18 protein-coding genes are annotated in these 23,395 nt (G+C 68.6%); 3 read left to right on the top strand and 15 right to left on the bottom strand.

Features of this window, described 5'->3' with window-relative positions:
• Nucleotides 1–57 precede the first annotated feature (57 nt).
• Nucleotides 58–2,175 (top strand): glycosyltransferase family protein, encoded by a 2,118-nt coding sequence (locus tag AB4078_RS08075; protein ID WP_441976788.1) that lies wholly within the window; start codon nt 58–60, stop codon nt 2,173–2,175.
• On the opposite strand, the gene AB4078_RS08070 is transcribed toward AB4078_RS08075, so the two are convergent.
• From AB4078_RS08070 to rfbA, 5 genes are all read right to left on the bottom strand, one after another.
• Nucleotides 2,162–3,361 (bottom strand): ABC transporter ATP-binding protein, encoded by a 1,200-nt coding sequence (locus AB4078_RS08070; protein WP_441976787.1) that lies wholly within the window; start codon nt 3,359–3,361, stop codon nt 2,162–2,164. The genes AB4078_RS08075 and AB4078_RS08070 overlap by 14 nt on opposite strands.
• 17 nt (nt 3,362–3,378) lie before the next feature.
• A complete protein-coding gene (locus AB4078_RS08065) occupies nt 3,379–4,158 on the bottom strand; it encodes an ABC transporter permease (RefSeq protein WP_441976683.1) in 780 nt (259 codons plus the stop codon).
• Between the two features lie 192 nt (nt 4,159–4,350).
• The gene (locus AB4078_RS08060; protein ID WP_441976682.1) at nt 4,351–6,288 is read right to left on the bottom strand and encodes a rhamnan synthesis F family protein; all 1,938 of its coding nucleotides are present in this window, start codon (nt 6,286–6,288) and stop codon (nt 4,351–4,353) included.
• The gene (locus AB4078_RS08055) at nt 6,285–8,210 is read right to left on the bottom strand and encodes a rhamnan synthesis F family protein (protein WP_441976681.1); all 1,926 of its coding nucleotides are present in this window, start codon (nt 8,208–8,210) and stop codon (nt 6,285–6,287) included. Before AB4078_RS08055 ends, AB4078_RS08060 begins: the two co-directional genes overlap by 4 nt.
• Complete coding sequence (gene rfbA / locus AB4078_RS08050) at nt 8,207–9,097, bottom strand: glucose-1-phosphate thymidylyltransferase RfbA (RefSeq protein ID WP_441976680.1); 891 nt, start codon at nt 9,095–9,097, stop codon at nt 8,207–8,209. Before rfbA ends, AB4078_RS08055 begins: the two co-directional genes overlap by 4 nt.
• Nucleotides 9,098–9,188: 91 nt before the next feature.
• On the opposite strand from rfbA, the gene rfbB reads away from it, so the two are divergent.
• Both rfbB and AB4078_RS08040 read left to right on the top strand, forming a co-directional pair.
• Entirely contained in the window at nt 9,189–10,187 is a 999-nt protein-coding gene (gene rfbB / locus AB4078_RS08045; RefSeq protein ID WP_441976679.1) for a dTDP-glucose 4,6-dehydratase, read from the top strand.
• Nucleotides 10,188–10,204: 17 nt separating this feature from the next.
• A complete protein-coding gene (locus tag AB4078_RS08040; RefSeq protein ID WP_441976678.1) occupies nt 10,205–11,614 on the top strand; it encodes a sugar nucleotide-binding protein in 1,410 nt (469 codons plus the stop codon).
• Here AB4078_RS08040 and AB4078_RS08035 read toward each other — a convergent pair.
• The 10 genes from AB4078_RS08035 to AB4078_RS07990 all read right to left on the bottom strand — a co-directional run bounded on the left by AB4078_RS08035 (nt 11,581) and on the right by AB4078_RS07990 (nt 23,384).
• Nucleotides 11,581–13,092: a DUF2142 domain-containing protein gene (locus AB4078_RS08035; RefSeq protein WP_441976677.1), complete on the bottom strand. Its 1,512-nt coding sequence runs from the start codon at nt 13,090–13,092 to the stop codon at nt 11,581–11,583. The two genes, AB4078_RS08040 and AB4078_RS08035, sit on opposite strands and share 34 nt — an antisense overlap.
• Before the next feature lie 54 nt (nt 13,093–13,146).
• Nucleotides 13,147–15,315 (bottom strand): hypothetical protein, encoded by a 2,169-nt coding sequence (locus AB4078_RS08030; protein WP_441976676.1) that lies wholly within the window; start codon nt 15,313–15,315, stop codon nt 13,147–13,149.
• Between the two features lie 118 nt (nt 15,316–15,433).
• Entirely contained in the window at nt 15,434–16,507 is a 1,074-nt protein-coding gene (locus tag AB4078_RS08025; protein ID WP_441976675.1) for a glycosyltransferase, read from the bottom strand.
• Nucleotides 16,508–16,566: 59 nt separating this feature from the next.
• The gene (locus AB4078_RS08020; protein WP_441976786.1) at nt 16,567–18,015 is read right to left on the bottom strand and encodes an LCP family protein; all 1,449 of its coding nucleotides are present in this window, start codon (nt 18,013–18,015) and stop codon (nt 16,567–16,569) included.
• Nucleotides 18,016–18,020: 5 nt separating this feature from the next.
• Nucleotides 18,021–18,488: a 5-(carboxyamino)imidazole ribonucleotide mutase gene (purE, locus tag AB4078_RS08015; protein WP_440732452.1), complete on the bottom strand. Its 468-nt coding sequence runs from the start codon at nt 18,486–18,488 to the stop codon at nt 18,021–18,023.
• A 148-nt stretch (nt 18,489–18,636) separates the two neighbouring features.
• Nucleotides 18,637–19,761, bottom strand: a complete 1,125-nt coding sequence (locus tag AB4078_RS08010) for a 5-(carboxyamino)imidazole ribonucleotide synthase (protein WP_441976674.1) — start codon at nt 19,759–19,761, stop codon at nt 18,637–18,639.
• 90 nt (nt 19,762–19,851) lie between these two features.
• Nucleotides 19,852–20,415: a PH domain-containing protein gene (locus tag AB4078_RS08005; protein WP_441976673.1), complete on the bottom strand. Its 564-nt coding sequence runs from the start codon at nt 20,413–20,415 to the stop codon at nt 19,852–19,854.
• Nucleotides 20,416–20,516: 101 nt separating this feature from the next.
• A complete protein-coding gene (locus AB4078_RS08000; protein WP_441976672.1) occupies nt 20,517–21,185 on the bottom strand; it encodes an O-methyltransferase in 669 nt (222 codons plus the stop codon).
• 31 nt (nt 21,186–21,216) lie between these two features.
• On the bottom strand, nt 21,217–22,299 hold the full coding sequence (locus tag AB4078_RS07995; protein WP_441976671.1) for a CPBP family intramembrane glutamic endopeptidase: 1,083 nt from the start codon (nt 22,297–22,299) through the stop codon (nt 21,217–21,219).
• Complete coding sequence (locus AB4078_RS07990; RefSeq protein ID WP_441976670.1) at nt 22,296–23,384, bottom strand: DUF1648 domain-containing protein; 1,089 nt, start codon at nt 23,382–23,384, stop codon at nt 22,296–22,298. Before AB4078_RS07990 ends, AB4078_RS07995 begins: the two co-directional genes overlap by 4 nt.
• Between the last annotated feature and the right edge of the window lie 11 nt (nt 23,385–23,395).

Below are 23,395 nucleotides of genomic sequence, written 5' to 3'. Positions count from 1 at the left end.
CCCGGCCGACCGAACCGTCCGAGGCTATCATCCGCATAGACTTCCACCGTGCTGAGCATGCTTCGGGCGCAGTGGCGCCGATCCCGATCCCTGCCCGTGCTGGGGAGTCTGCTCGCCGCCGCCGACCGGTTCTGGTGGGCCCGCACGATCCGCCGTGCGCGCGTCGTCGATCTCGAATTCGTCCGCGCCCAGCATCCCGGACGTCGGATCGGCATCCGCCGGGCCGTCCGTGCATACGTGCGGGGCGGGTATCGCAACGGACTCGTCCTCAACCCCCTCTTCCTGGAGGGACAGGTCTCCGCACAGCTGCCGGATTCGGATCGGGTCCCCGCGCTCTACGCCTACCTCGTCTCTGATCCAGCCGAGATCGAGACCACCGCCGCCTGGAGCGCTCCAGATCATGCGCGCCATCACCCGAGAGCGATCGGAGCGGCAGGCGGCCCCTTGGGGCATGCGTGGCGCATGCTGGAGGACGGGAGCACACTTCCGATGTGCTCCGGCTCGCGGCTCGGTCTGCGCGAGATACGGCAGGCGGCACTCTCCGGGCGGAAGACTCCGCCGGCCGGCGCTCCGGACGAAGGCGGACCCGGGACGTCCGGTGCGAACGCCCTCCTCGAACTCGATCTCGGCGTTGGAGACGAAGACGGCCGCATTCTCGCGGTGCTCACGGCGTTCCTCGGAACCAGGGAGCACGATCGCGCGATCCTCGATCTTCGGGCGGCACGGCAGGATCTGCGGGTCGCCGCGCGGCTGCTCGCGCTGGCCGACCCCCGTGTCGACATCCGGGACCGCACAGCAGTGGTGCCCGTGGAGGGCACGCTCGTGCTCCGCCGACGGATCGGCGTGGACGTGGATGCGCCCACGTTGAGGGCCCTTGTCGACGGCGCCGTCGACGGCCCTGTCGTACCTCTGCTTCTGGCCGCGGACGGCACCGTGGCCTCCGCGGGCGTGGTCGCGCACGACGAAACCGGATTCGAACTGCTCGCCGGCTTTCCCGCGGAGGATGCACGCGCTCTCAGCCCCACGGGGCCGTCGGCCGCGCTTCATTCGCCGGTCTTCGCGCGACGTGACGGCGATGCCGGCTCGCCGCGTGTCCTGCTCGACCTGACCGCCATCGCCTCGGAGGCGTTCCCGCACTCCATCCCCCTTCGAGGGACCGCGGATTCGGTGCTTCCGCTGCTCGGCCGCGGGCTGGCCTTCAACGGGTGGACCCCGTGGGGCCCGGCCATCAGGCGGACAGCCCACACGTTCGAGCTCCCCGACGGCACGGCGGTTCCGCGGCTCCGCTGGGCGATCAAGACGGCGGCGCCGGCAGGCACGAAGGGCGAGAGCTGGGGCGACACGCATTTCGCTCGAGCCCTGGCGGCGGCGCTCGAGCGGATCGGGCAGTATGCCGCGGTCGATGCCCGTCCGGCCGCACAGCGCAGCACTACGGAGTACGACGACGTGACGCTCGTCCTGCGCGGGCCGCACCGGATCGCGCCGCCGTCGACGGGAGTGCGGCTGCTCTGGATCATCAGCCACCCGGACGAGATCACGTCAGCCGAACTCGCCGACTTCGACCTGGTGTTCGCCGCGTCGCGCCCTTGGGCGCGCGAGGCCGCCCACCGCTTCGGCCGGCCGCTCGAGCCGCTGCTGCAATGCACCGACCCGACCCGTTTCCACCCCACTGGTGCCCGCCGGGACGGATCCATCGTCTTCGTCGGGACCGCACGCGGCCTGCATCGCCCTGCCGTCGTCGCGCCGATCGCAGCCGGCCTGCCGCTCCGGGTGTACGGCCCCGACTGGCGCGGCTACATCCCCGCGGCGCACATCGCAGCCGCCGGGATCGCGAACGACGATCTGCCCTCGCGCTATGAGACGGCCGGCGTCGTGCTCAACGACCACTGGCCGGCGATGCGGCGGCACGGCTTCATCTCGAACCGGCCCTACGATGTGCTCGCCGCCGGCGGCCGCGTGATCAGCGACGAGGTCGACGGCATCGCGCAGGAGTTCGAGGGCGCCGTGCCGACCTTTCAGGATGGCGACGAGCTTGTCGCCCTCCTGACGGGCGACCTGGACTCGCTGTTCCCCGACGCCGACGAGAGCGCGCGGATCGGCGCGATCGTCCGCGAGCGCGACTCCTTCGATGCGCGGGCGCGGGCGCTGCTGGACGCCGCGCTCACTGCACGCTGACGGTGCCCCCCGCGGGTCCGATGGTCTGCGCCGATCCCGCCACCGTGAAGCTCGCACCGCCCTCGAGAGAGTGTGCACTCGGCGTGCTGAGACCGACGACATTCGCATTGACGACGTAGCGCCCGGATCCGAGGCGGGCATCGCTCACGCGGAGTTCGACGCTGCGCTCGCCGTCGATCGGCTCCAGCTCGACCCCGGCCAGATCCGTGTTGGACGCCAGAGCCATGTGACCGGACCCGGTGTCCACGCTGAAGCCCAGCGCCCAGGATTCGACCCGCACATCGGAGCGGACTCGGATCCGGACGATGAACGGAGATCCGGAGCTGATCTCGTCGACCTTCCGCCCCGACTCATCGCAGACCTCGATGCCGAGCACCTTCATCGACTGCATCGACAGGTTGTGCTGCCCGTCGCGCTCCGAGCCTTCTTTGAGGATCTCCCTGAATCGCTCGACCGCCGTCTCCGGGATGCCGTCGAAGACGACCTTCCCGTGGTCCAGCAGCAGCACCCGATCGCAGAGTTCCTCGATCTGTCCCAGCGCATGGCTGACGAAGATGATCGAGCGGCCCTCTTTCTGGAACTCCTCGATCTTGTCCATGCACTTCTTCTGGAACGCCTCGTCCCCCACCGCGAGTACCTCGTCCACGAGAAGGATGTCGGGATCGGTGTGGACTGCGACGGCGAACGCGAGACGGACGTACATGCCCGAGGAATAGAACTTCACCTGCGTGTCGATGAAGTCGCCGATGCCCGAGAAGTCGAGGATCTCCGCGAATCGGGACGCGGTCTCCTCGCGTGTCAGACCGAGCAGAGAGGCGTTCAGGTAGACGTTCTCACGACCGGTCAGGTCGGGATGGAACCCGGCTCCCAGCTCCAGGAGCGCTGCGACGCGTCCGCGTTGCCGCACCTCGCCCGACGTCGGCTGAATGATCCCGCCGATCACTTTGAGCAGCGTGCTCTTGCCCGAGCCGTTGTGGCCGATCAGGCCCAGCGTGCTCCCGGCACGGATCTGCACGGATACGTCGTTCAGCGCCCAGTAGTCCTCGCGATGGCGGCGTCCGGCACGACCGAGCGTGACGATGCGTTCCTTCAACGAAGAGTCCCGGCGTACCGTGAAGCGCTTTGAGACATCGGCGACGTCGACCACCACCGGGCGGTCGAGCACAGCGGGCGCGGCGTTCATCATCTCGTCCATGCTGTCACTCACAGTTCCTGCGCGAAATTGCCCTGCAGGCGCAGGAACACACGGTGGCTGAGCACCAGAAGAATCAACCCGACGACCAGTGCGACGAGCTGCCGCAGCAGCAGATCACCAGGCTGGGGCAGGCTGTCACCGGCCACCCAGAAGGCCTTCTGGAATCCGATGACGGCCAGCGTGAGCGGATTGTTCGTGTAGATCTCGAGGATCCAGGGGTGCTTGATCAGGCCCTTGACCATCGACCATGCGTACACCACGGGCGACGCCCAGAACAGCAGCATGGTCGCAACTTCGACGAGATACTGGATGTCGCGCAAGTACACGTTCAGAGCGCCCAGGAGCAGCGCGAATGCGAGCCCGTAGACGATGATCAGAGCGAGCGCCGGAATGACGTATGCCAGCTGCGGATGGATCGGCGGCTTGCCCGCGACCACGGTCGCGACCAGCAGGACCAGCAGCTGAACGCCGAAGTTGAACAACGCCGATCCTGTCGACGCCAACGGGAACAGCTCGCGCGGCACATAGACCTTCTTGACGAGGCCGGCGTTCGCGAGGATGGAACCGGTGCCGCCGACGGCGATCTCGGTGAACAGCCCCATCGCGGTCAGTCCCGAGAAGATGAAGATCGCGAAATCGGGGATGCCTCTGGCCGCGCCGATGAACTGCCCCAGCACGACGAAGTAGATCAGCAGCTGCACGAGCGGACGAGCGAGCGACCAGAGGAATCCGAGCGCGGAGTCCTTGTACCGCGACTTCAGATCGCGCTTGATCAAGAGGTCGAGCATCTCTCGATGCGCGAGGATGTCGCGGATCGAGCCGGCGAAGCCGCGGGGTGTGAATGGACGAAGCCCCCCGACTTCGCGAAGGGGAAGGGTGCTCAAGCGCGTATAGCGCTCCGAGGCCGATCCGGGTTGGGCCACAGACATAAGGTGCAGTTTACCGATCTGGTCGTCGAGCATGCGGGAGGCGGGAGGTTCTCAGCGGTTGCGCCACGAGGACGGATGCCGAAGCCTCCAGAGGATCCCTCTGGCCCGCTCCGTCCGGCGATAGACACCCTTGGCACGGTCCCGCAGCTGCGGTGCATGGAGGGTGACGAACATACGACCGAGATCACGAGCTGTGCCGTAATCCCATTCGCCGAGTCGGCGCAGCAGCTGGATCTTGTCCATGGTGGTGCCCGGCATGGTCATGGACAGCTGATCGAGATTGTAGCTGAGCGCCGTGTAGCTCATCGAGAGATATTCGGATGTCGCAATGGTCCGGGTGTGATAGCCGCGCTCACCTGCCGCATAGGACGGCATCCGCTCCAGCACGTGCGCGAGCCCTCCGTCCTGATAGGCGTCGGCGCCGCCGAAGTCCTCGTAGGTCCACGCATGCTCGACCAGCAGACGCAGCGCGTCGGGCCGTGCGAAGTACATCGACCCGAACGGCGCGAGCGGCGAGCCCTCGTCGAGGGGCACGCGGATACCGAGCGTCCGGCACCACTCCGCGAAGGCGGGCTTGTTCTGCCACCAGCCATGTCCCATCGTCGGATGCCCGAGGTGAACCGTCGGTGGAAAGGCCAGGCCGAGACCCGGCTCGCGCTGGAAGAGCGCGACCACGTTCGCGGCGTAGCCCGGCGAGTTCAGCAGATTGCCGAACTGCTGCTCCTTGAAATGCGTGCCGACGGCCGGTGCGTCCTGCGGGGTCTTCTTGGAGTGGACCTTGACGAGAAGGTCGTATCCGCCGTTCAGGATCTCGTCGCGGCATCCGACCAGGAACGCGCCCTGATCCCGGCCGTTGTTGGACTCCAGGACGCGCACCTGCGTATCGCCACGAAGCGTCCGGGCCTCGAGGCGCTCACGGATGTCGGCGGCGCGTGACTCCTCAGGAGTCGTGATCAGCAGATCGTAGGCTCCCGGCAGGTTGTCCGCCCGGTCGAGCATCTCATCGGTCATCTCCGGATAGAAGACGTGCGCGATCACCAGCGTGCGCAGCGGCGCAGCCGGGTCGTACGAGTCGTCCTCCTCTGGGAGTACGGACAGCAGAGCCGCCCCCGCGTTCATGACACGAGGAGCGACGTTCCTCGCCATGTCCGCATAGATCAGGTCGATCGGATATCCGTATTCCTGGGCCGAATTCAGCGTCCATCGGCTGACGACGCCCGACTGGTCGAGATACGGCGGCCACTGGAAGAAGGCGCGTCGTTTCAGAGTGGGGCAACCCGCTTCGAGCAGCTGTCGCGCATAGAGCACCGGGTAGTTCTCCGGGGTGTCCAGGAGCAGCGGGAACGCGACGTCTCCGACGAAACCGTGCCCGGTGAAGTGCTCGGTGAACACGCCTTCATGCTTGACGACGGCGTCGGAGTAGGTCGTCATCTCGGGCAGATCGCGCCAGTACTCCGCCCACTCCGGCGAAAGGATCATGTCGCGCCGGACCGCGACCCAATAGGACTGCAGGTGATACGGCAGGTACCCGGTGTGGGTGAACGGGTGCGGCTCCACACGAGCGTGATCCGTGAGACCCCAGAAGTGCACGGCCCGCTCATCCATGCGTTCGAAGACGTCGGCGAACGAGCGGACAGGACCGTACCAGGTGTCGTTCGCGATGACGACCTCGTCGTACTCGGCGATGCCGTCACCGACGTGATCGAGGCCGAACTTGTAGCCCCAGATGTCGTAGCCGCGGTTCTCGCGTTCGACGACCTCGTCGCTCACCGTCGCGAGACGTTCATGTCCACGCTCGGTCAGACTGCCGTTCACCACCACCAGGATGCGCGCCGAGTGCGCACGCAGGGCCGTCAACGCGTGCAGCACGTAGTCCTCGACGTCCCCCCTGGGGTCGTAGACCACGTAGATGAGCAGGCGCCTGCCATCCCTCGGGAAGACCTCGGCCGCGCGCGGATACGCCGGGATCAGCTCGCTCGTCGCGGTCATAGGTCTCCCCCGTCGTCCTTGTGCTCGTTGCGCACCGCCGAGAGGACGCGCTTCCCCATCAGACCCGCGTTGCGCGCCGTGCGATACAGCGGCTGCATCACGGTCGCAACCCGAGGATGGTTCAGATTGATGTACATGCGCGTGAGAGCCACCACCCCGCCATAGCCCGTCCAGCCGGCGCGGCGCAGCAGGTGGATCTGCTCGACCGGATATCCGCGGGTCGTCATCGAGAGCTCGTCGAGCTTGAACTCGAGAGCGGTGTGCGAGATCTGGGCATGCTCGCGGTTCAGCACCGTGCGGCAGTGATAGCCCGCCTCGGCGGCCGCCAGCCCGAGCAGCCGCTCCTGGACGCGGGTGAGCTCGACCCAACGCGCGCGGCGGCTGCGGTGGTAGTCGCCCACGGTCCAGTCATGCTCGGCGAAGATCCTGAGGGCGGACGGGCGGCCGATCCACATTCCGCCATAGGGCGCGAGAGGCGACACCTCGTCGAACGGGACCGTGATCTCGAGCACATCCGCGAGATCCTCAGCCGGCTCACGGTACGCGCCCCAGCCCCGCCCCATCGTCCCGTACCCGATGTGCACGATCGGAGGGAACACCATCCCCAGCCCTGGCTCGCTGCCGAACAGATCGAAGATGCGCTGCACGTATCCGGGGCTGCTCAGGAGGTTCTCCAGCTGATATCGCCGCCCGTACTCGCGGATGTTGAGTGTCTTGCGTCGCGGCTCGCGCCCGTGTACGCGGATGACGAGGTCATAGCGATCGGACAGCAGGATGTCGCGGCAGCCGATGAGGAGAGCCCCCATGTCGCGTCCTCCGGGGACCCACGTCACCCTGACTTCGGCGTTCCTGGCCCAATCGCGCTCGCTCGATCGCAACCGCGCCTTCAGCTTCGCCGCCTTGCGCCCGTCCGTCGTGGTGACGACGAGATCGAAGGGTCCCGGGATCTGTCGGAGCCGTTCAGCGAGCTCGTCCACGAAACCGAGGTGCGGCACATGCGCCAGCACCACGACGCGCAGCGGAGCGTTCCCCTTGGTCTCCGCATCTGCTTCCGAAGCCGCGTCGGGCAGTATCTCGAGCATGCCTGCCAAGGCGTTGAGCGCAGCCGGAGGCGTGGTGCGGACGACGGCACGCCAGAGGAGTTCGACCGGATAGCCCTGCCGGTCCATCTCGGCCACGATCGGTCGCACGAGCACGGCGAACCTGTCCAGAAGAGGCGGGAACTGTGCGAACACCGCTCTCAAGAGCACGGGGCATCCCGCGTCGATCAGCGCTCCGGGAGCGAGGACACCGGGATTGCCACGGGGTCCCAGGACGGCGGGGAAGGCTGTGGAGCTGCGTACACCCCGCGCTTCCAGAGCCTCCGCGAACGCGTCCTCACCGTCCTCCCGCGGAACTGCCCAGTAATCGTGCCACGCCCGCGAATCGGCGGCGTCAGCGCTTACGACAGTCCATGTCCACGGCATGAGGGGCCGCGAGAATCCCTCCAGGGGGAAGGCCTCGGGATGACGATCCGTCGTCTCGATCAGCCGCCACACTCCTGCGTCCGATGCGGCCATGCGACCGACGACGTCGTCGAAGGATCCGATGGGGCCGAACCATCCGTTGCCGGTGAACAGCACTTCCTCATAAGGCGTGACATCGATGGTCTGAAGAGCGGTCCTGTAGGCCCTGGCATCGACGGCGGCCCCGTCGTGGCGCACGATCTCATCGCTGAGTTCGGCGACGGCAGCGAGATGTCCTGCCGCGAGTCCGGGTTCGACGATCACCACAAGTCGCGCAGCCAGCGCGCGCAGTGCTGCGAGCTGATGCCGAGTCGCGTCGTCCGCGTCACCCCGATCCGAATGCAGCGCAAAGAGGACGATTCGACCCGCGCCGGGGCGGATCCCCGCCTCCGGCTCCACGAGACCCGTCCCGGTCATGCCTGCTGCGCGGGAAGCTGACGACCCTGCGCGAGAGCCTTCAGCAGATAGGCTCCGTAACCGCTCTTGACGAGTGGCTCCGCTCGCTCCCGCAGCTCGTCGTCGCTGAGGAAGCCCATGCGCCACGCCACTTCCTCGGGGCACCCGATGGAGAGTCCCTGACGCTTTTCGACCGTGCGCACGAATTCCGTGGCCTCGGCGAGGGAGTCGAACGTCCCGGTATCGAGCCAGGCGGTCCCACGCGTCAGCAGCTGCACCTGCAGCTTGCCGCGCTCGAGGTACTCACGGTTGACATCGGTGATCTCGAGTTCGCCGCGGGGCGAGGGTTTGAGGTTCTTCGCGATCTCGACGACGTCGTTGTCGTAGAAGTACAGGCCCGGCACGGCATAGTTGCTCTTCGGCTGGGCCGGCTTCTCCTCGAGCGAGACCACCCGTCCTTCGGCATCGAACTCGACCACGCCGTACGCGGTCGCGTCATCGACCCAATAGCCGAACACCACGCCGCCGTCCAGCTCGGTGTACTTGCGCAGCTGCGTTCCCATCCCCTGGCCGTAGAAGATGTTGTCACCGAGCACCAGGGCCGCCGAGTCGGATCCGATATGTTCCTCGCCGAGGATGAAGGCCTGAGCAAGACCGTCGGGCGAAGGCTGCGTCTTGTACGTGATCGAGACGCCGAAGCGCGAGCCGTCCCCGAGCAGCCGCTGGAACGACTCCGCGTCGTGGGGAGTCGTGATCAGCAGGATGTCGCGGATACCCGCCAGGATGAGCGTCGACAGCGGGTAGTAGATCATCGGCTTGTCGTACACCGGGACGAGCTGCTTCGAAGTGCCGAGGGTGATCGGGTGCAGCCGGGAGCCGGTGCCACCGGCCAGGATGATTCCACGCATGCCTCCATTCTCTCGCATGACGTGCGCTTTCCTGTGAATTCGCCGCCGTCCGACGCATGTTCACGCTGCGTCCGCCGCTACCCTGGAAGCCATGCAGAGACTGCTCGTCACCGGCGGGGCCGGCTTCATCGGTTCGAATTTCGTGCACCATGTCGTGGAGAACACTGACCACCACGTCACCGTGCTGGACGCCCTCACCTACGCGGGCAACCGTGCTTCGCTGGACGGCCTGCCCGCCGAGCGGGTGCGGTTTGTGCACGGCGATATCACCGATGCGGAGCTCGTCGACACGCTCTTCGCCGACGTGGACGCCGTGGTGCACTACGCCGCGGAGTCCCACAACGACAACTCGCTGCACAGCCCGCGCCCGTTCCTGGACACGAACATCGTCGGCACCTACACGCTGCTCGAAGCGGCCCGCAAGCACGACCGGCGCTTCCACCACATCTCCACCGACGAGGTCTACGGCGACCTCGAGCTGGATGACCCGGAGCGGTTCACCGAGAACACCCCGTACAACCCGTCCTCCCCGTACTCGTCCACGAAGGCCGGATCCGACCTGCTCGTGCGCGCATGGGTGCGCTCCTTCGGCGTGCAGGCGACCATCTCGAACTGCTCCAACAACTACGGCCCCTATCAGCACGTGGAGAAGTTCATCCCCCGACAGATCACCAACGTGATCCGCGGAATCCGGCCCAAGCTCTACGGCGCCGGCGAGAACGTGCGGGACTGGATCCACGCGAACGACCACTCCTCCGCGGTGCTCACGATCCTGGACAAAGGCCGCATCGGCGACACGTATCTCATCGGCGCCGACGGGGAACGCAACAACAAGGACGTCGTCGAGCTCATCCTCGAGCAGATGGGCCAGCCCCGCGACGCGTACGACCACGTCACCGACCGCGCCGGTCACGACCTGCGCTACGCGATCGACTCCACCAAGCTCCGCACCGAGCTCGGCTGGGCCCCGCAGTACGCGGACTTCGAGTCGGGCCTTGCCGCGACGATCGACTGGTACAAGGCCAACGAAGCGTGGTGGGCGCCGTCCAAGGACGCCACCGAAGCCTTCTACGCCACCAAGGGCCAGTGAAGATGGGCGACGAGGGGATGGCTATCGAGTTCGGCAAGCAGCTCCAGGTGATCGAGACCCCGATCCCGGGGATGATCGTCCTCGAGTTGCCGGTGCACGGCGATGCGCGCGGTTGGTTCAAGGAGAACTGGCAGCGCGAGAAGATGACCGCACTGGGCCTTGCGGACTTCGGCCCGGTGCAGAACAACATCTCGTTCAACGACGCGGTCGGCACCACCCGCGGCATCCACGCCGAACCGTGGGACAAGTGGGTCTCCGTCGCGACGGGACGGATCTTCGGCGCGTGGGTGGACCTGCGCGAAGGCGACAGCTTCGGCACGGTGTTCACGGTCGAGCTGGATCCGTCCCGCGCGATCTTCGTGCCCCGCGGCGTCGGCAACTCCTACCAGACGCTCGAGCCGGACACCGCCTACACCTACCTCGTGAACGACCACTGGTCCCCCGACGCGTCCTACTCGTTCCTCAACCTCGCCGACGAGACCGCCGCGATCGACTGGCCCATCCCGCTCGCCGACGTCGAGATCTCCGAAAAAGACAAGAACCACCCGCGCCTCGCGGACGTCACCCCAATCGCGCCCCGCAAGATCCTCGTCATCGGCGCGAACGGCCAGCTCGGGCTCGCCCTACGCGCCGAACTCGGCGACGCCGCGCACATCGAGTACGCCACCCGCGCCGACCTCGACCTCGCCGCGCCCGATCTCGCCGCCGCTCGCCGCTGGCGCGACTACGGCACGATCATCAACGCCGGCGCCTACACCGCCGTCGACCTCGCCGAAACCGCCGACGGCCGCCGCGACGCCTGGATCGCGAACGCCGAAGGCCCCGCCCGCCTGGCGCGCATCGCCACGGAGAACGGCATCATCCTCGTCCACGTCTCCAGCGACTACGTCTTCGACGGCACGGCCGACCGCCCCTACCGCGAAGACGACGCCCTGGCCCCGCTCGGCGTCTACGGACAGTCCAAAGCCGCCGGCGACATCGCCGCCGCCACCGCCCCGCGGCACTACATCCTGCGCACCTCCTGGGTCATCGGCGAAGGCAAGAACTTCGTGCGCACCATGGCATCACTCGCCGAACGCGGCATCGACCCGAAAGTCGTGAACGACCAGACCGGCCGCCTCACCTTCACCCCCGACATCGCCCGCGCCATCGTGCACCTCCTAGCCTCGGACGCGCCGCACGGCATCTACAACATCACCGGATCCGGTGCACCCGCGACCTGGGCAGACATCGCCCGCACCGTCTTCACCGCCACCGGACACGACCCCGCACGCATCACCGGCGTGAGCACCGAGGAATACTTCGCCTCCGCGACCGCTCCCGTCGCACCCCGCCCCACCTGGAGCGTGCTCGACCTCGCGAAGATCCAGGCGACCGGATTCTCACCGTCCGATCACACCGACGCGCTGACCGCGTACCTGGGCTGATCGTCGTCCTCCTGCATCCGGACCGAGATCCGAACGCAGGAGGCGACGAGCACGGCGAGCGCCGCGCCGAACGACAGCGCACCGACGACCAGCGTCGTCATGGGCGACGGCCCCACGGCCCACCACCAGTCGACGTGCGAATCGAGATAGAGGTAGTCGGGCGCGACATAGCGGCGCATCGTGAACAGGAGCGCAACGGCGTTCGCGGTGACCAGCAGCACACCGCCGACGATGATCTGCATCGCGCTCAAGCGCTGCCCGACTCGTGCGGACGGCGTCGCGTCCTGGGACGGGGCGAGCGCCACCGCCACGAACACGACGAGCAGCGGCAGCAGGTAGCGCGGCTGGACCTGAGAACCCACAAGGACGCCCGAACTCACCAGGATGTACATCGGGACCACGACCAGGGTCGCACCCACTCCTGCGAGCGCCAGCGCCTTCCGCCACCCCTGCCATCTCAGAGCAGTGAACACGGTTCCGGCCACCACAAAGATCACGAAGGCCCAGACGAGCGGGGGCATCATGGTCTCGAGCCAGCCCAGTCCCCACGTCTGTCCGAAAGCACCCGCGATGAGCGACGGCAGGTTGAGCAGGTTCTGCACGACCAGCATCGCCGGGGACCCGACGGGCTCCGTCGTGCTGAGGCCGCCCAGCGCACTGCCCACCTGGCCCGCCGAGAGCGTCGCGATCCCTGCAGCGATCATGATGATCGCAGGCAGTATCGCCCGTTTGAGGAAGGACCGGTCGGCGCGGAATGCGAGCACCATCGCCGCGAGGACGGAGACGGCGGCGTAGGTCGCGGCATCGCCGCGAGAACTGAACGCCATCAACGCGGCGAGGGCCGACAACACGCCGAGAACGATCCTCCGCTTCCCGCTGGTCTGCAGGAATCCGAGCACACTCGGGAAGAGCACCGCCAAGGAGGTGATCGCCCAGGAGCTCGGATTGATCGATGCGATGAGGAACATGCCGAGCGGCACGACGGTCACGGCGCTCGCCCAGCCGAGGACAGGGCGCAGACGACTTGGCAGGGCGAACCACGTCGCGACCATCAGGACTGCGAACAGCGCCGCGTTCGTGAGCCGGATCGCGAGCGTCGTGACGGCGACGTTCGGGGTCACGAAGAACGAGTAGATCCAGTAGTAGCCGGGGGGATAGAGGCCCTTGGAGTTGACGTTCTTCGTCGGCACCATATCGTCCGTGACGACCAAGTGCTCCTGAGTGCACTTGCCGGTCGTCCTGGGCTGCGCGACATAGCAGAGACCGATGGACAGCTCATGGGGCACCAGGCGCCAAGGCTCCTTGTCGCCCTTCTCGCACAGGCCTTCCCGCTCTCCCTGACCGCACCAGATGCTGGCGAGGTGGAAGTTGTCATCCGGCGAGGATCCCACCGGAGAGGCAAGCGACCAGGCCCCGAGCGAAAGGAAGATCGCCAGTGCTGAGACGATCCCCCAGAGGGCTGATCGGGCTGACTTCACGGACCGCTCCTCACGACGACATGGCGAAGGACAATGCTACCGATCGCACTCCGTCTAGAACGAACGGCACCCCAGGAGCGGGTTGTTGCCCGGCGCGTCGTTGATCGCATAGGCGCAGACCGTATGGCTCGAGGGCCCTGCCGGGATCATCGTGGAGAACCCGTGCTGTGCGCCTGCGGACGGATAAGCCGCCCCCACATCCGGTCGCGGCTGGTCCGCCATCCGCGGCACGCCGACGCCGTCGATGTAGAAGTGCACGGCGATCGGAGCAGTGGTGTCTGGGTCGATCGCCCACCCGCTGACCTGCACGCCGCCGCTCACGGCCACCGCGGACTCGAAGTTCCCGAACGGCTGCTGCGAGAGCGTCGGGGCGACGAACTGGCAGCCCAGCATCGTGTTGGCTCCACGGCCGTTGTTGATGCCGTATGCGCAGACCTGTGCTCCGCCCGGCGGCAGAGTGCGCTGCACCGCGAACCCGTGCGCGTCGCCGTAGCCCGGGAAGGCGGCCGCGATGTCTCCGCGACTCAGGTTGGCCTGATAGGCCGCCCCGGATGCACCCACATAGACGTGCACCGGGATCGATGCGTTCGTGTCGGGGTCCAGAGTCCACCCGGCGACCGTCACCTGGTCGCCCTTGACGAGGAAGGCGTCGACGCGCCCGATCGGCGCCGTTCCCGGATCGGTCGCAGGCGGCACGAAGATCTGTCGGCAGGGCATGAGCAGCACGTTGCTCCCGGAAGCGACGTTGATCCCGTACACGCAGACGGTCTGATAGCCCGCCGGCGCGGTGACGGTGCTCTGATATCCGTGCGCGGATCCGTACACGGGGAAGGCCGCACCGACGTCCGTGCGCTGCTGGTTCGCCGTGGTGGGATAGCCCGCTCCCCCGACGTACACGTGCACAGCGATGGGATCCTTGGTGTCAGGATCGAAGGCCCATCCTCGAACGCTGACGGTGCCGGGACCAGAGGTCAGAGAGTCGATCGTTCCGATGGGCGACCCACCGTACGACGTGACCGTGGTGCATCCGAACAGCTGATTCGTCCCCGCACCCCGGTTGATCCCGTAGACGCAGACGTCCGCAGCGCCCCACACCGTAGGCGGCACCGAGATGTCGAAGCCGTGGTTGATGCCGAGCTTCGGGAAGAACGGCGCCAGGTCCGGACGAGCCAGCTTCGCTGTCGACGGGTATCCCACCCCGTTCACGTACACGTGCACGTCGATGGAGTCGGACGTGTCCGGGTCGAGCGCCCAGCCCGTGACCCGGATCTGACCGGGCACGGAACTGACGCTCTCGATGTTCCCCGTCGGGTTGTTGGCCGACGAGCCCCCCTGGGTCGATCCGAACCAGTCGGTGAAGTAGTTGTAGAAGTTGCGGTTGCCGTACGCCCCGCAGGAGTCGCCCTCGCCGTAGCCCGCGCGCAGCGCGGCGGCATTGGGCTGATACGGGGTGTAGTAGTACAGAGCCGATGTCGCCTTGTTCGCGATGTAGACCGGTCCGCTGCCGCACGCGGTGTTGGGGTTGTACAGGATGTTCCAGGTGTTGCCCGGCGCATACCAGGTGAACCAGCGACCCTCCATGTAGATCTGCATCTGGCGCGCGGCGCCGTAGATCTGCTGGAAGAAGCCGACATATGTCGGGTCGCACGGAGCATCATCCGGGCAGCCCTGCCCGAGAGCACTGTCATAGCGCCAGCCGCTCGGCCAGGTGTGGGTGACCAGGCCCTGCTCCTTCTGGAGCATCACGATCAGCACCTGCGGATTGATGTTGCACGACTGCGAGACGCGGTAGATGATGCTCGCCGCGCTCTCGTTCGCGACCCCGGTGTAACCCTGGCAGTAGGAGTCGGCCGGTCGGTTCTGCGAGGTGACCCGGAAGTCCTTGAGGCAGGTGTATCCGCTCTGGCAGGACGGGACCTTGGCGTTGAAGAACGCCTGGATCTGATCCGCCGACATCGTCGACTTGTTCGTGAACACGGCATCGCTGATGATGTTGCCCGCGTTCCATCCATCCAACGTCATCGGACGGACCGATGTCGCAGCGGACGTGCCGCTCCCCCCGGCTGCGACGACTGATGTCGACGGCGGGGCTGCGACGGCAGGCGCCGCGTCGGCGACCGTCGGGACCAGAACGGCGAGGAAGACGGCGGCGATGGCGAGCATGCCGATCATCCAGCGTCGGGACGCGTGAGCGCGCACAGGACCCGGGGCATGTCCAGTCATGGTGATATTCTGCGGGATCCGTGCGCGGATCGAACTCGGGACACGCACAGTTCCGCGGAAAATCGCGGTTCGAACGCAGAGACCGCCGCTCGAGGGGACCTCCGCGGTGTCTGCGTCGTCACAACTCGGCGTGCAATGTCCAGACCCGCTCCGCCGACCCGTTCCAGGAGTAGGCCCTCGAACGGTCTGCCGCGAGCACGGACAGGCGGCGCGCGCCCCCTCCCGCCGCATCACGTAGGGCGTCCGTGAATCCGTCCGGAGGCACGAGCAGACCGCCCTCGGCGAGCACGTCGCGGTGTACGCCGCTCTCCGCTGCGATCACCGGCACGCCGAGTGCGAGCGCCTCGACCAGCCGCCAGGGCCAGACCGGCGCGGGATCCGCCGACGTGAAGGCGAGCGCACCGGCCAGCAGCGCAGCCCGATCCGGCGTGTCCAACTGCCCCAGCACGTGCACACGGGGCGCCGCGAGGCCCGCAGCCGCGGCGGCCTCGGCGAATGCGGCGGCGGATCCCTCCGGCGCATCCAGCACGAAGGCGTCCGCGTCGCTGTCGACCGCCGCGGCGAAGACGGGCGCGAGCGTCTCCGCCGTGCCCGTGGCGACGACGTAGCGCGCCGGCGCGCCGAGCTCGGTGCGGCGGGGCCCTGCGTCGAGCGGGATGGCGAAGCCCTCCGGCGCGGCACCGGGGATCACCCGGATGCGGTCCCCGAACCTGCCGAGGGCGGCGAGTTGCTCGGCCATCGCGTGCGTGGGCACGACGACGGCATCGGCGTGCTTCACGGCGCGCTTGAGCATGCTGCGCTGCCAGAGCGCGCTCGCCCGGGAGAGCTGCTCGGGCGCGGCCCAGGCGCGCAGGTCCCACACCGTGACGACGGTCTGGTCATAGTCGTTGGCCCTGTCGTGCTTGGCGAGAGGGGCGAAGAGCGTGGGCGCGTGGATCATGCCTCCGCCGACGCCCGCGACCACGCCGAGCTGCCAGGCGGCGCCGAGTTCGCGACGCGCCAGCATCAGGCGGTGCTCGGAGTCCGCGCCGTCGACGGCGGGTTCGGAACCGCCACCCGGCACGATCGCCTCGACGGTGCACTTCGGCGGCGCGGTCGCCGCCAGCCCCCGCATCAGGGAACGGGCGGCCTCGGCCTGATCGGCGTCGACGACGTCGTTCGCCTGGTCCATCACAACCCGCAGCACAGCCATGCTCCGACCCTATCCGGGAGCCGCCGGGCGGTTCCTGAGGCGCTCCACAGAGCGCGGGATCAGCCGGTCGGCGTTGGTGACGGCTCCGGGTGCAGCGCCGCCTTGACCATCGCGTGGATCGCGTTCCAGTCCGGTTCGAGCTCGTCGACACCGTTCGCCGGGGTGAGATCGATCGTGGTGAGCTTCTGCTGCTTCGCCTTCACCATGAGGTCGAAGAACTCCGGCAGCTTGTCCTGCGGCAGGTCGGTGTCGACCGCCGACGTGCCCGCCGCGGCGATCTCGTTGAAGTGCGTGAGCACGTTCTGCGGCGTGAACTGCTTCAGCAGCGCATCCTGCAGCTCGCGCTGGCGACGCATCCGGTCGAAGTCGCTCGTCGTGTAACGGGAGCGCGCGTACCACTGAGCGGTGTCGCCGTTCATGTGCTGCTGGCCGGCCTCGATCCAGCCCGTCGCCCATTCCTCGGCGTTGTCGGGACCGCCCCACTCCGGGACGTTGCCCTCGGGCAGCCGTTCCTTGACGTTGATGTCGACGCCGCCGAGCGCGTCGATGAGCTTCGCGAAGTCGTTCATGTCGAGGAACACGTAGTACGGGATCTTGATGCCGAGCACGCCCTCGGCCGCATCCTTGGTGGCCTCGACCGCAGGACGGGATCCGTGCTTGGTGGCCTCAGGGTAGAGCGACGGACCTGTGTGGCAGGTCTCGACCGCATTGGTGAGCTGGTTGATGCCGCTCCCCCAGCCGCACTCCTCGTCGTCGTGCGCCTGCAGGCCGTCCGGGTACAGGTCGTGCATCGGTCCCGGCGCGAACGGCACGTGGGGCATGTCGCGCGGGATGCCGAAGATCGTGGTCTTGCCGGTCTCGGCGTTGACGGAAACCACGGAGATGCTGTCGTAGCGCATCGAGTCGCGTCCGAGCCCACTGTCGGCGCCCAGCAGAAGCACGTTGTAATAGCCGTCGCTCGGCGGCAGGCTCGGCCCGCCCGAGCCGAACAGCGTGCTGATGGCGTTGCGGCTGGATCCGACGATGTTCGCGGCGGACGCCGTGGCGCTGCCGCACAGGCCCAGCACCAGCACCGCCACCAGCGGGATCGCGATCTTCGCGTAATTCCTGGTGCGCACCAGGCGCACCAAGCGCAGCGCGTCGAAGGTCAGCACGATCCACAGCACGATGTAGGCGAAGCACAGGACCTGGATGAGGCTCAGCACGATCCAGCTCACCCAGCCGCCGCCGACCGTGAACCAGAGCAGCGCCTGATGCCAGAGCAGCGCGGTCAGCGCTCCCACGATCACCAGGGCCCACATCGCCAGGGTCGCGCCGAGTCCGAATCGACCGAGCCTGCGGTTGCCCGCGAGCACCTGCGCGGATCCGGGGATCAGCACGTTCAACACGACCAGCCACCATCCGCGGCGGGTCATCACCTCCGGCGAGCCGAAATCGGGATCGCGCATCGGGCGGGTGCGGATCAGCCCCGCACTCTGCGCGGAGACCCCGCCGGGCCGGGTGAGCATCTGGGTCACAGGCTGTCCTTCAGCCGCCGGTTCTTCTCCTCGACCTGAGCCTCGAGGTCGCGGGCGTACGACTCGACGCGGTCGGCCAGGGCCGGATCCGCGGTTCCCAGGATGCGCGCGGCGAGGATACCCGCGTTGCGCGCACCGCCGATCGAGACGGTGGCGACCGGGATGCCGGCGGGCATCTGCACGATCGACAGGAGTGAGTCCATGCCGTCGAGGTAGGCGAGCGGGACGGGTACGCCGATCACGGGCAGCGCCGTGACCGAGGCCAGCATGCCCGGCAGGTGGGCGGCTCCCCCGGCTCCCGCGATGATGACCTTGAGCCCGCGCTCACGCGCCTCGGTGCCGTAGCGGTGCAGCTTCTCCGGCGTGCGGTGCGCGGAGACGACCTCGACCTCGTGCGGGATGCCGAACTCGGTCAGCGCCTCGGAGGCGGCGCTCATCACGCGCCAGTCGGAGTCTGATCCCATGACCACGCCGACGAGGGGCGCGGCGGATGCGTGCAGTGTCCCAGTCACCCGTACAGGCTACGGGCGGGGCCTGTGAGAACCCCGCTGCGGCGCGCCCTGGCCGGCGAGAACGCCGGAAGGCGTCCGCTCAGGCCGCTCTCCCGGTTTCTCAGGAGAATGCGGCCGCGGCGCCCCGGGCCTCGGCGAGCACCGCGTCGAGATCGGATCCGCTCGCGTTCACGTGACCGACCTTGCGTCCGGGGCGCGGGGCCTTGCCGTAAGTGTGCACCTTGGCGTGCGGGCTCGCGGCGAGCGCGGCAGGGACGCGGTCGAGCATGCCCCCGTACTCGGGACCGCCGAGGATGTTGATCATGACGGACCAGTCGGCGTGCGGAGTCGTCTCCCCAAGCGGCAGGTCGGCGACGGCGCGCAGGTGCTGCTCGAACTGCCCGGTCACCGCGCCGTCCTGGCTCCAGTGGCCGCTGTTGTGCGGGCGCATGGCCAGCTCGTTCACGAGGATCCGGCCGTCCTCGGTCTGGAACAGCTCGACCGCGAGCATGCCGGTCACGTCCAGCCCTTCGGCGATCTCCCGGCCGATCCGGGCTGCCTCCGCCAAGTGCTCCGCGTCGACTCCCGGTGCAGGGGCGATCACCTCGGCGCAGACCCCGCCCTTCTGCACGGTCTCCACGACGGGGTACGACACGGACTCGCCGTTCGGTCGCCGCGCGACCTGCTGTGCGAGCTCGCGCACGAACGGCACGAGTTCCTCGACGAGCAGGGCGTCACCCTCGGCGAGGGCCGAGAACCAGTCCGCCGCCTCGTCGGCTGCGGACACCACCCGCACGCCCTTGCCGTCATAGCCGCCGCGAGGCGTCTTCACGACGCCGCTACCGCCGTGCGCGTCCAGGAACGCCTGCAGGTCCGCGGCATCGGCGACGCGCGCCCAGTCGGGTTGGGGCGCGCCGAGCTCAGCGAGGCGGGCGCGCATGTCGAGCTTGTCCTGCGCGAAGCGCAGCGCGTCGGGCCCGGGGTGCACGGCGACGCCGTCGGCGACCAGGGCCCGAAGCACCTCCTGCGGCACGTGCTCATGGTCGAAGGTGATCACGTCGACGTCCGCCGCGAACCGGCGCACGGTGTCGAGGTCGCGGTAGTCGCCCACGGCGGTCGCGGCCAACTGCGCCGACATGCCCTCGTCCTCCGCGAGCACCCGGATGTCGATACCCAGTTCGACCGCCGGGGCGATCATCATCCGCGCCAGCTGTCCGCCGCCGATCACACCCACACGCAACGCCATCGGATCTCCGTTCCTCGGGATCCATTCTTCCGTACCGGGCGAGCCATCATCGCCGCCGCCGAGAGCGCAGGGCGTTGCGCCTCGGTCGTGTCAGACGCTGAAGGGGTTCTGAGCGGCCTGGGCGTCGCGGTGCGCGAGGATCTGCCCCACCTCGACCTGGTCCGCCAGGGTCTCCTGCACCAACGCGACATTCGGGACGTCGCGGATCCGCAGCGGTGCATCCACGCCGTTCGAGAGCAGGATCGTGCCGGCTCCGGCGAGACGCTGCAGGGGTCCGCGCCGCACCGTGATCGTGTATCCGCGGGCGTGCGACATCTCGGTGCTGTTGCGGGATCCGATCCCGTCGCGCACGATCACCCGACGGGTCGTGATCGTGACCCGTCGCGACAGCCACGTGAGGAACGGGGCCACCACGAGCATCAGCACCAGTACCCCGGCCGCCGCCCACAGCATCCAGTCCTTCGCCCATCCGGCGATCGGCGCCGGGAGGTTGCTCGTGAAGTACCCGGTCGCGCCGGCGACGACGATGAGCACGAGCGCCGACCAGAACAGGTGCCGCGCATGCGGATGGAACCGCGCGATGAGGCGCTCCTCGGCGGGCACGCCGGGTGGCGGCGTCATCGGCCGCCCACCCAGACCCACCGGTTGCGTCACGCGTCCATTGTGACCCGTGACACCGGCATCCGCACGGCCCGGCGTGGGTGTGTCCGGATGCGGGGCCACTCGGTCACGGCGACGGGCCCGCGCAGGCGGCGTCACACCACGAGGGCGATCGCTACGCCATCCCAGCCCTTCACACCGACCGTCTGCAGCGCCGTCGCGTCGAAGCGGGGGTCGCGGCCGAGCATCTCCAGCGCCTCGCGCGTGCCGACCACCATGGAGTCGGCCGAAGCAGGATCGACGATGTCGCCGTCGCGGCCGATGTTGTCCACCACCACCACGGATCCCGGTCGGCCGAGCCGCGCGGCCCAGTCCAGATAGATCGTGTTCGACTCCTTGTCGGCATCGATGAAGATCAGATCGAACGGCTCGTCGTCCTCCAGCGCCGGCAGCACCTCCGCGGCACGCCCGAGACGGATCTCGACCCGCTCCCCCACGCCCGCGGCGTCGATGCTCGCGCGCGCGACCGCGGCGTTGTCCGGCTCCGCCTCGATCGTCACGACGCGGCCGCCGGCTCCCACCGCCCGCGCCATCCAGATCGTCGAGTAGCCGCCGAGCGTGCCGATCTCGAGCACCCGGCGCGCACCCGCGATCCGGGCCAGCAGGTTCAGCAGCTTGCCGCTGACCGGCGCCACCTCGATCGCGGGCATCCCCGCCGCCTGCTGCGCGGCCAGAGCGGCCTCGAGGGCAGGGTCGTGCCCGACCAGGGTCTCGGACAGATAGTCGTCTGCGGCACGCCAGTTCGCGAGGTTCGGTTGAGCCATGCGCTCAGCTTCGCGCCTCAGGACCCCGCGATCAAGACCGTTCCGGCTCCGATCCGGTCGCCGCGGCCGGATCCGTCCCGGCGGTGCGCGGGTTGTCGACGGGAGGCTCCGGCAACGGGGCCGGCATCGTCCGCGGCCGGTCGGCGGCGAGCGCCGGCTGCCGGTGGAACTGCCCGGTGAGGACCAGGACGAAGATGACCACCGCGCCGACGATCCAGCCGGCGACGCCGAGCGGCAGGACGAGCACCGGATCGGCCGTGCTTCCCCAGGCGAAGAACCACAGGTACATGGCCGCGGACGCGTTGAGCGCGCCGTGGGCGAACACCGCGGGCCACATCGACGCGGAACGCAGGCGCAGCCAGCCCAGCAGCACGCCCCACACCACGCATCCGCCGATCATGAAGAGCACTCCGGTGGCGTCGGCGCGGCCGAAGTCGTAGCCCAGCAGGATGATCGGCGCATGCCACAGGCCCCAGATCACGCCGCTGACGAGCAGGGAGGTCCCGGTGCCGTAGCGGCGCAGCGCCGGCACGAGGAAACCGCGCCAGCCGAGCTCCTCGCCGAACGCCGCGACGGCGTTGATCGTGGCGGCCGCGACCGGGATGCTGGCCGCCTGCGCGGCGATCAGCACGGCGGCCGGGGGCAGCGGGGTGCCTGCGGGCACCTTGGCCGCCAGCAGGTGGGTGAAGCCCGAGAAGCCGACGAGGTCGACCCGAAGCCAGCCGCACAGCACCGCGACCACGGTCGACACCAGCACCAGCAGCGGCGGCACCAGCAGGCCGATCGCGCTCATCCAGACGACGCGTCTCGCCGGGCGCAGCGGCCACATGCCGAGGAACCGCAGCCGTCGCCCCTTCGGGACCGGCCGGAGCACGAGCAGCACGAGCACGACCGCGACGGCCGGCGTGTACATCATCACCGACATCAGCGGCACGGCATACGGCTCCTTCAGCCCGTCGCCGAGCCACAGCGGCAGCGCCACCAGCCATGCCAACCCGCAGGCCAGCACGACATAGGCGACGATCGCGCCGAGGCCGATGCGCACCGGGACGTCGGCCGAGAGCTCCGCATCCGCGCCGTTCGCCTGGGCCGTGCCATCGAGGCCGGCGCTCATGATCTGCTCCCGCCGTCGGCCGCTCCGCCGTCGGGTGGGGTGGTCTCGGACGACGCGTCGCGGTCCAGGTAGGCCTGCAGCACGGCGGCGCCGACCGCCGCTCCGTCGACGGTGACGACCAGCGGGCGCTTGCCCCGGCGCTCGACCTCGATCGCGGGACCACGGCGCAGCACGATCCCGGTCCGGCCGTCCAGACCGAGGCGCCAGCCGAAGCCGCCGAACTCTCCGAACGGATTGCAGTCCACGGCGCGCACCGAGACGACCTCGTCGAGCGGCACGTGCACGCGGGGGAAGCCGATCTGCGACCGCACAGAGAAGCCGTCCGGACCGACGCGCACCCGGAACGACGCGGACGACGCGAAGGCGCCGCCGATGAGGACGAGCGTCAGAATCGGCACCCACATCCGGTCGGTGAACCGGATCGCCATGAACGCGGTGAGACCGACGACGACCACCACGAGCAGTGAAATGAGGATCATCGCCCGGCGAGACAACGACGCGGTGGCGAGCCACACCACCCGCTCGCCCTGGGTGATCGCGGCGACGTGGGCCGGCTGCAGCGGCGCGGCCGGAGCGGGGCGGATGTGCGGCTGCAGCAGCCAGCCGATGCCGATCAGCACGACGAACGCGCCGAATCCGAGCAGCATGAGGCCGCCGAGGTCGTCGGCGTGCTTCGCATCGGCGAGACCGCGCTGCGTGCCGACCGCGCCGAGATTGATCACGGCGCTGAGCCCGGAGATGCCCAGAGCCATGCCCACGAGGAGTCTCGCGCCACCGCCCCAGTGGTCGCGCACGCCGATCACGGTCGTGATCGTGAGCGCCGCGGGCAGCGCGAAGCCGAGCAGGATCGTCAGCCAGACGAAGGTCGCCGGCGGTCCGAAGCCGTCGACGCCCGACGGGCCCCAGTGCGTGGCGGCGGGCGACGGCAACTCAGGCAGCCACACGAGGACCAGGGCCAGCACGACGCCGGAGAGCACGAGCGGCACCACGGCGCCGAGGCAGACCGCGAGCAGGCGCGCCCGGCGCAGGTCGCGCTCCGGGATCGCGGTCACGTCCTGCACGGCAGGAGCGGAACGTGCGTTCATGATGGATCCTC

Source organism: Microbacterium sp. 2MCAF23 (assembly GCF_052115565.1).
GTDB lineage: Bacteria > Actinomycetota > Actinomycetes > Actinomycetales > Microbacteriaceae > Microbacterium.
This window is presented reverse-complemented; position numbering and strand designations above follow the sequence as displayed.

Excerpts from the sequence above, each read along its gene's own strand:
- AB4078_RS08075 (WP_441976788.1), top strand. The coding sequence starts at position 58 with ATGCTTCGGGCGCAGTGGCGCCGATCCCGATCCCTGCCCGTGCTGGGG.
- AB4078_RS08070 (WP_441976787.1), bottom strand. The coding sequence starts at position 3,361 with ATGATGAACGCCGCGCCCGCTGTGCTCGACCGCCCGGTGGTGGTCGAC.
- AB4078_RS08065 (WP_441976683.1), bottom strand. The coding sequence starts at position 4,158 with ATGCTCGACCTCTTGATCAAGCGCGATCTGAAGTCGCGGTACAAGGAC.
- AB4078_RS08060 (WP_441976682.1), bottom strand. The coding sequence starts at position 6,288 with ATGACCGCGACGAGCGAGCTGATCCCGGCGTATCCGCGCGCGGCCGAG.
- AB4078_RS08055 (WP_441976681.1), bottom strand. The coding sequence starts at position 8,210 with ATGACCGGGACGGGTCTCGTGGAGCCGGAGGCGGGGATCCGCCCCGGC.
- rfbA (WP_441976680.1), bottom strand. The coding sequence starts at position 9,097 with ATGCGTGGAATCATCCTGGCCGGTGGCACCGGCTCCCGGCTGCACCCG.
- rfbB (WP_441976679.1), top strand. The coding sequence starts at position 9,189 with ATGCAGAGACTGCTCGTCACCGGCGGGGCCGGCTTCATCGGTTCGAAT.
- AB4078_RS08040 (WP_441976678.1), top strand. The coding sequence starts at position 10,205 with ATGGCTATCGAGTTCGGCAAGCAGCTCCAGGTGATCGAGACCCCGATC.
- AB4078_RS08030 (WP_441976676.1), bottom strand. The coding sequence starts at position 15,315 with ATGACTGGACATGCCCCGGGTCCTGTGCGCGCTCACGCGTCCCGACGC.
- AB4078_RS08025 (WP_441976675.1), bottom strand. The coding sequence starts at position 16,507 with ATGGCTGTGCTGCGGGTTGTGATGGACCAGGCGAACGACGTCGTCGAC.
- AB4078_RS08020 (WP_441976786.1), bottom strand. The coding sequence starts at position 18,015 with ATGCTCACCCGGCCCGGCGGGGTCTCCGCGCAGAGTGCGGGGCTGATC.
- purE (WP_440732452.1), bottom strand. The coding sequence starts at position 18,488 with ATGGGATCAGACTCCGACTGGCGCGTGATGAGCGCCGCCTCCGAGGCG.
- AB4078_RS08010 (WP_441976674.1), bottom strand. The coding sequence starts at position 19,761 with ATGGCGTTGCGTGTGGGTGTGATCGGCGGCGGACAGCTGGCGCGGATG.
- AB4078_RS08000 (WP_441976672.1), bottom strand. The coding sequence starts at position 21,185 with ATGGCTCAACCGAACCTCGCGAACTGGCGTGCCGCAGACGACTATCTG.
- AB4078_RS07995 (WP_441976671.1), bottom strand. The coding sequence starts at position 22,299 with ATGAGCGCCGGCCTCGATGGCACGGCCCAGGCGAACGGCGCGGATGCG.
- AB4078_RS07990 (WP_441976670.1), bottom strand. The coding sequence starts at position 23,384 with ATGAACGCACGTTCCGCTCCTGCCGTGCAGGACGTGACCGCGATCCCG.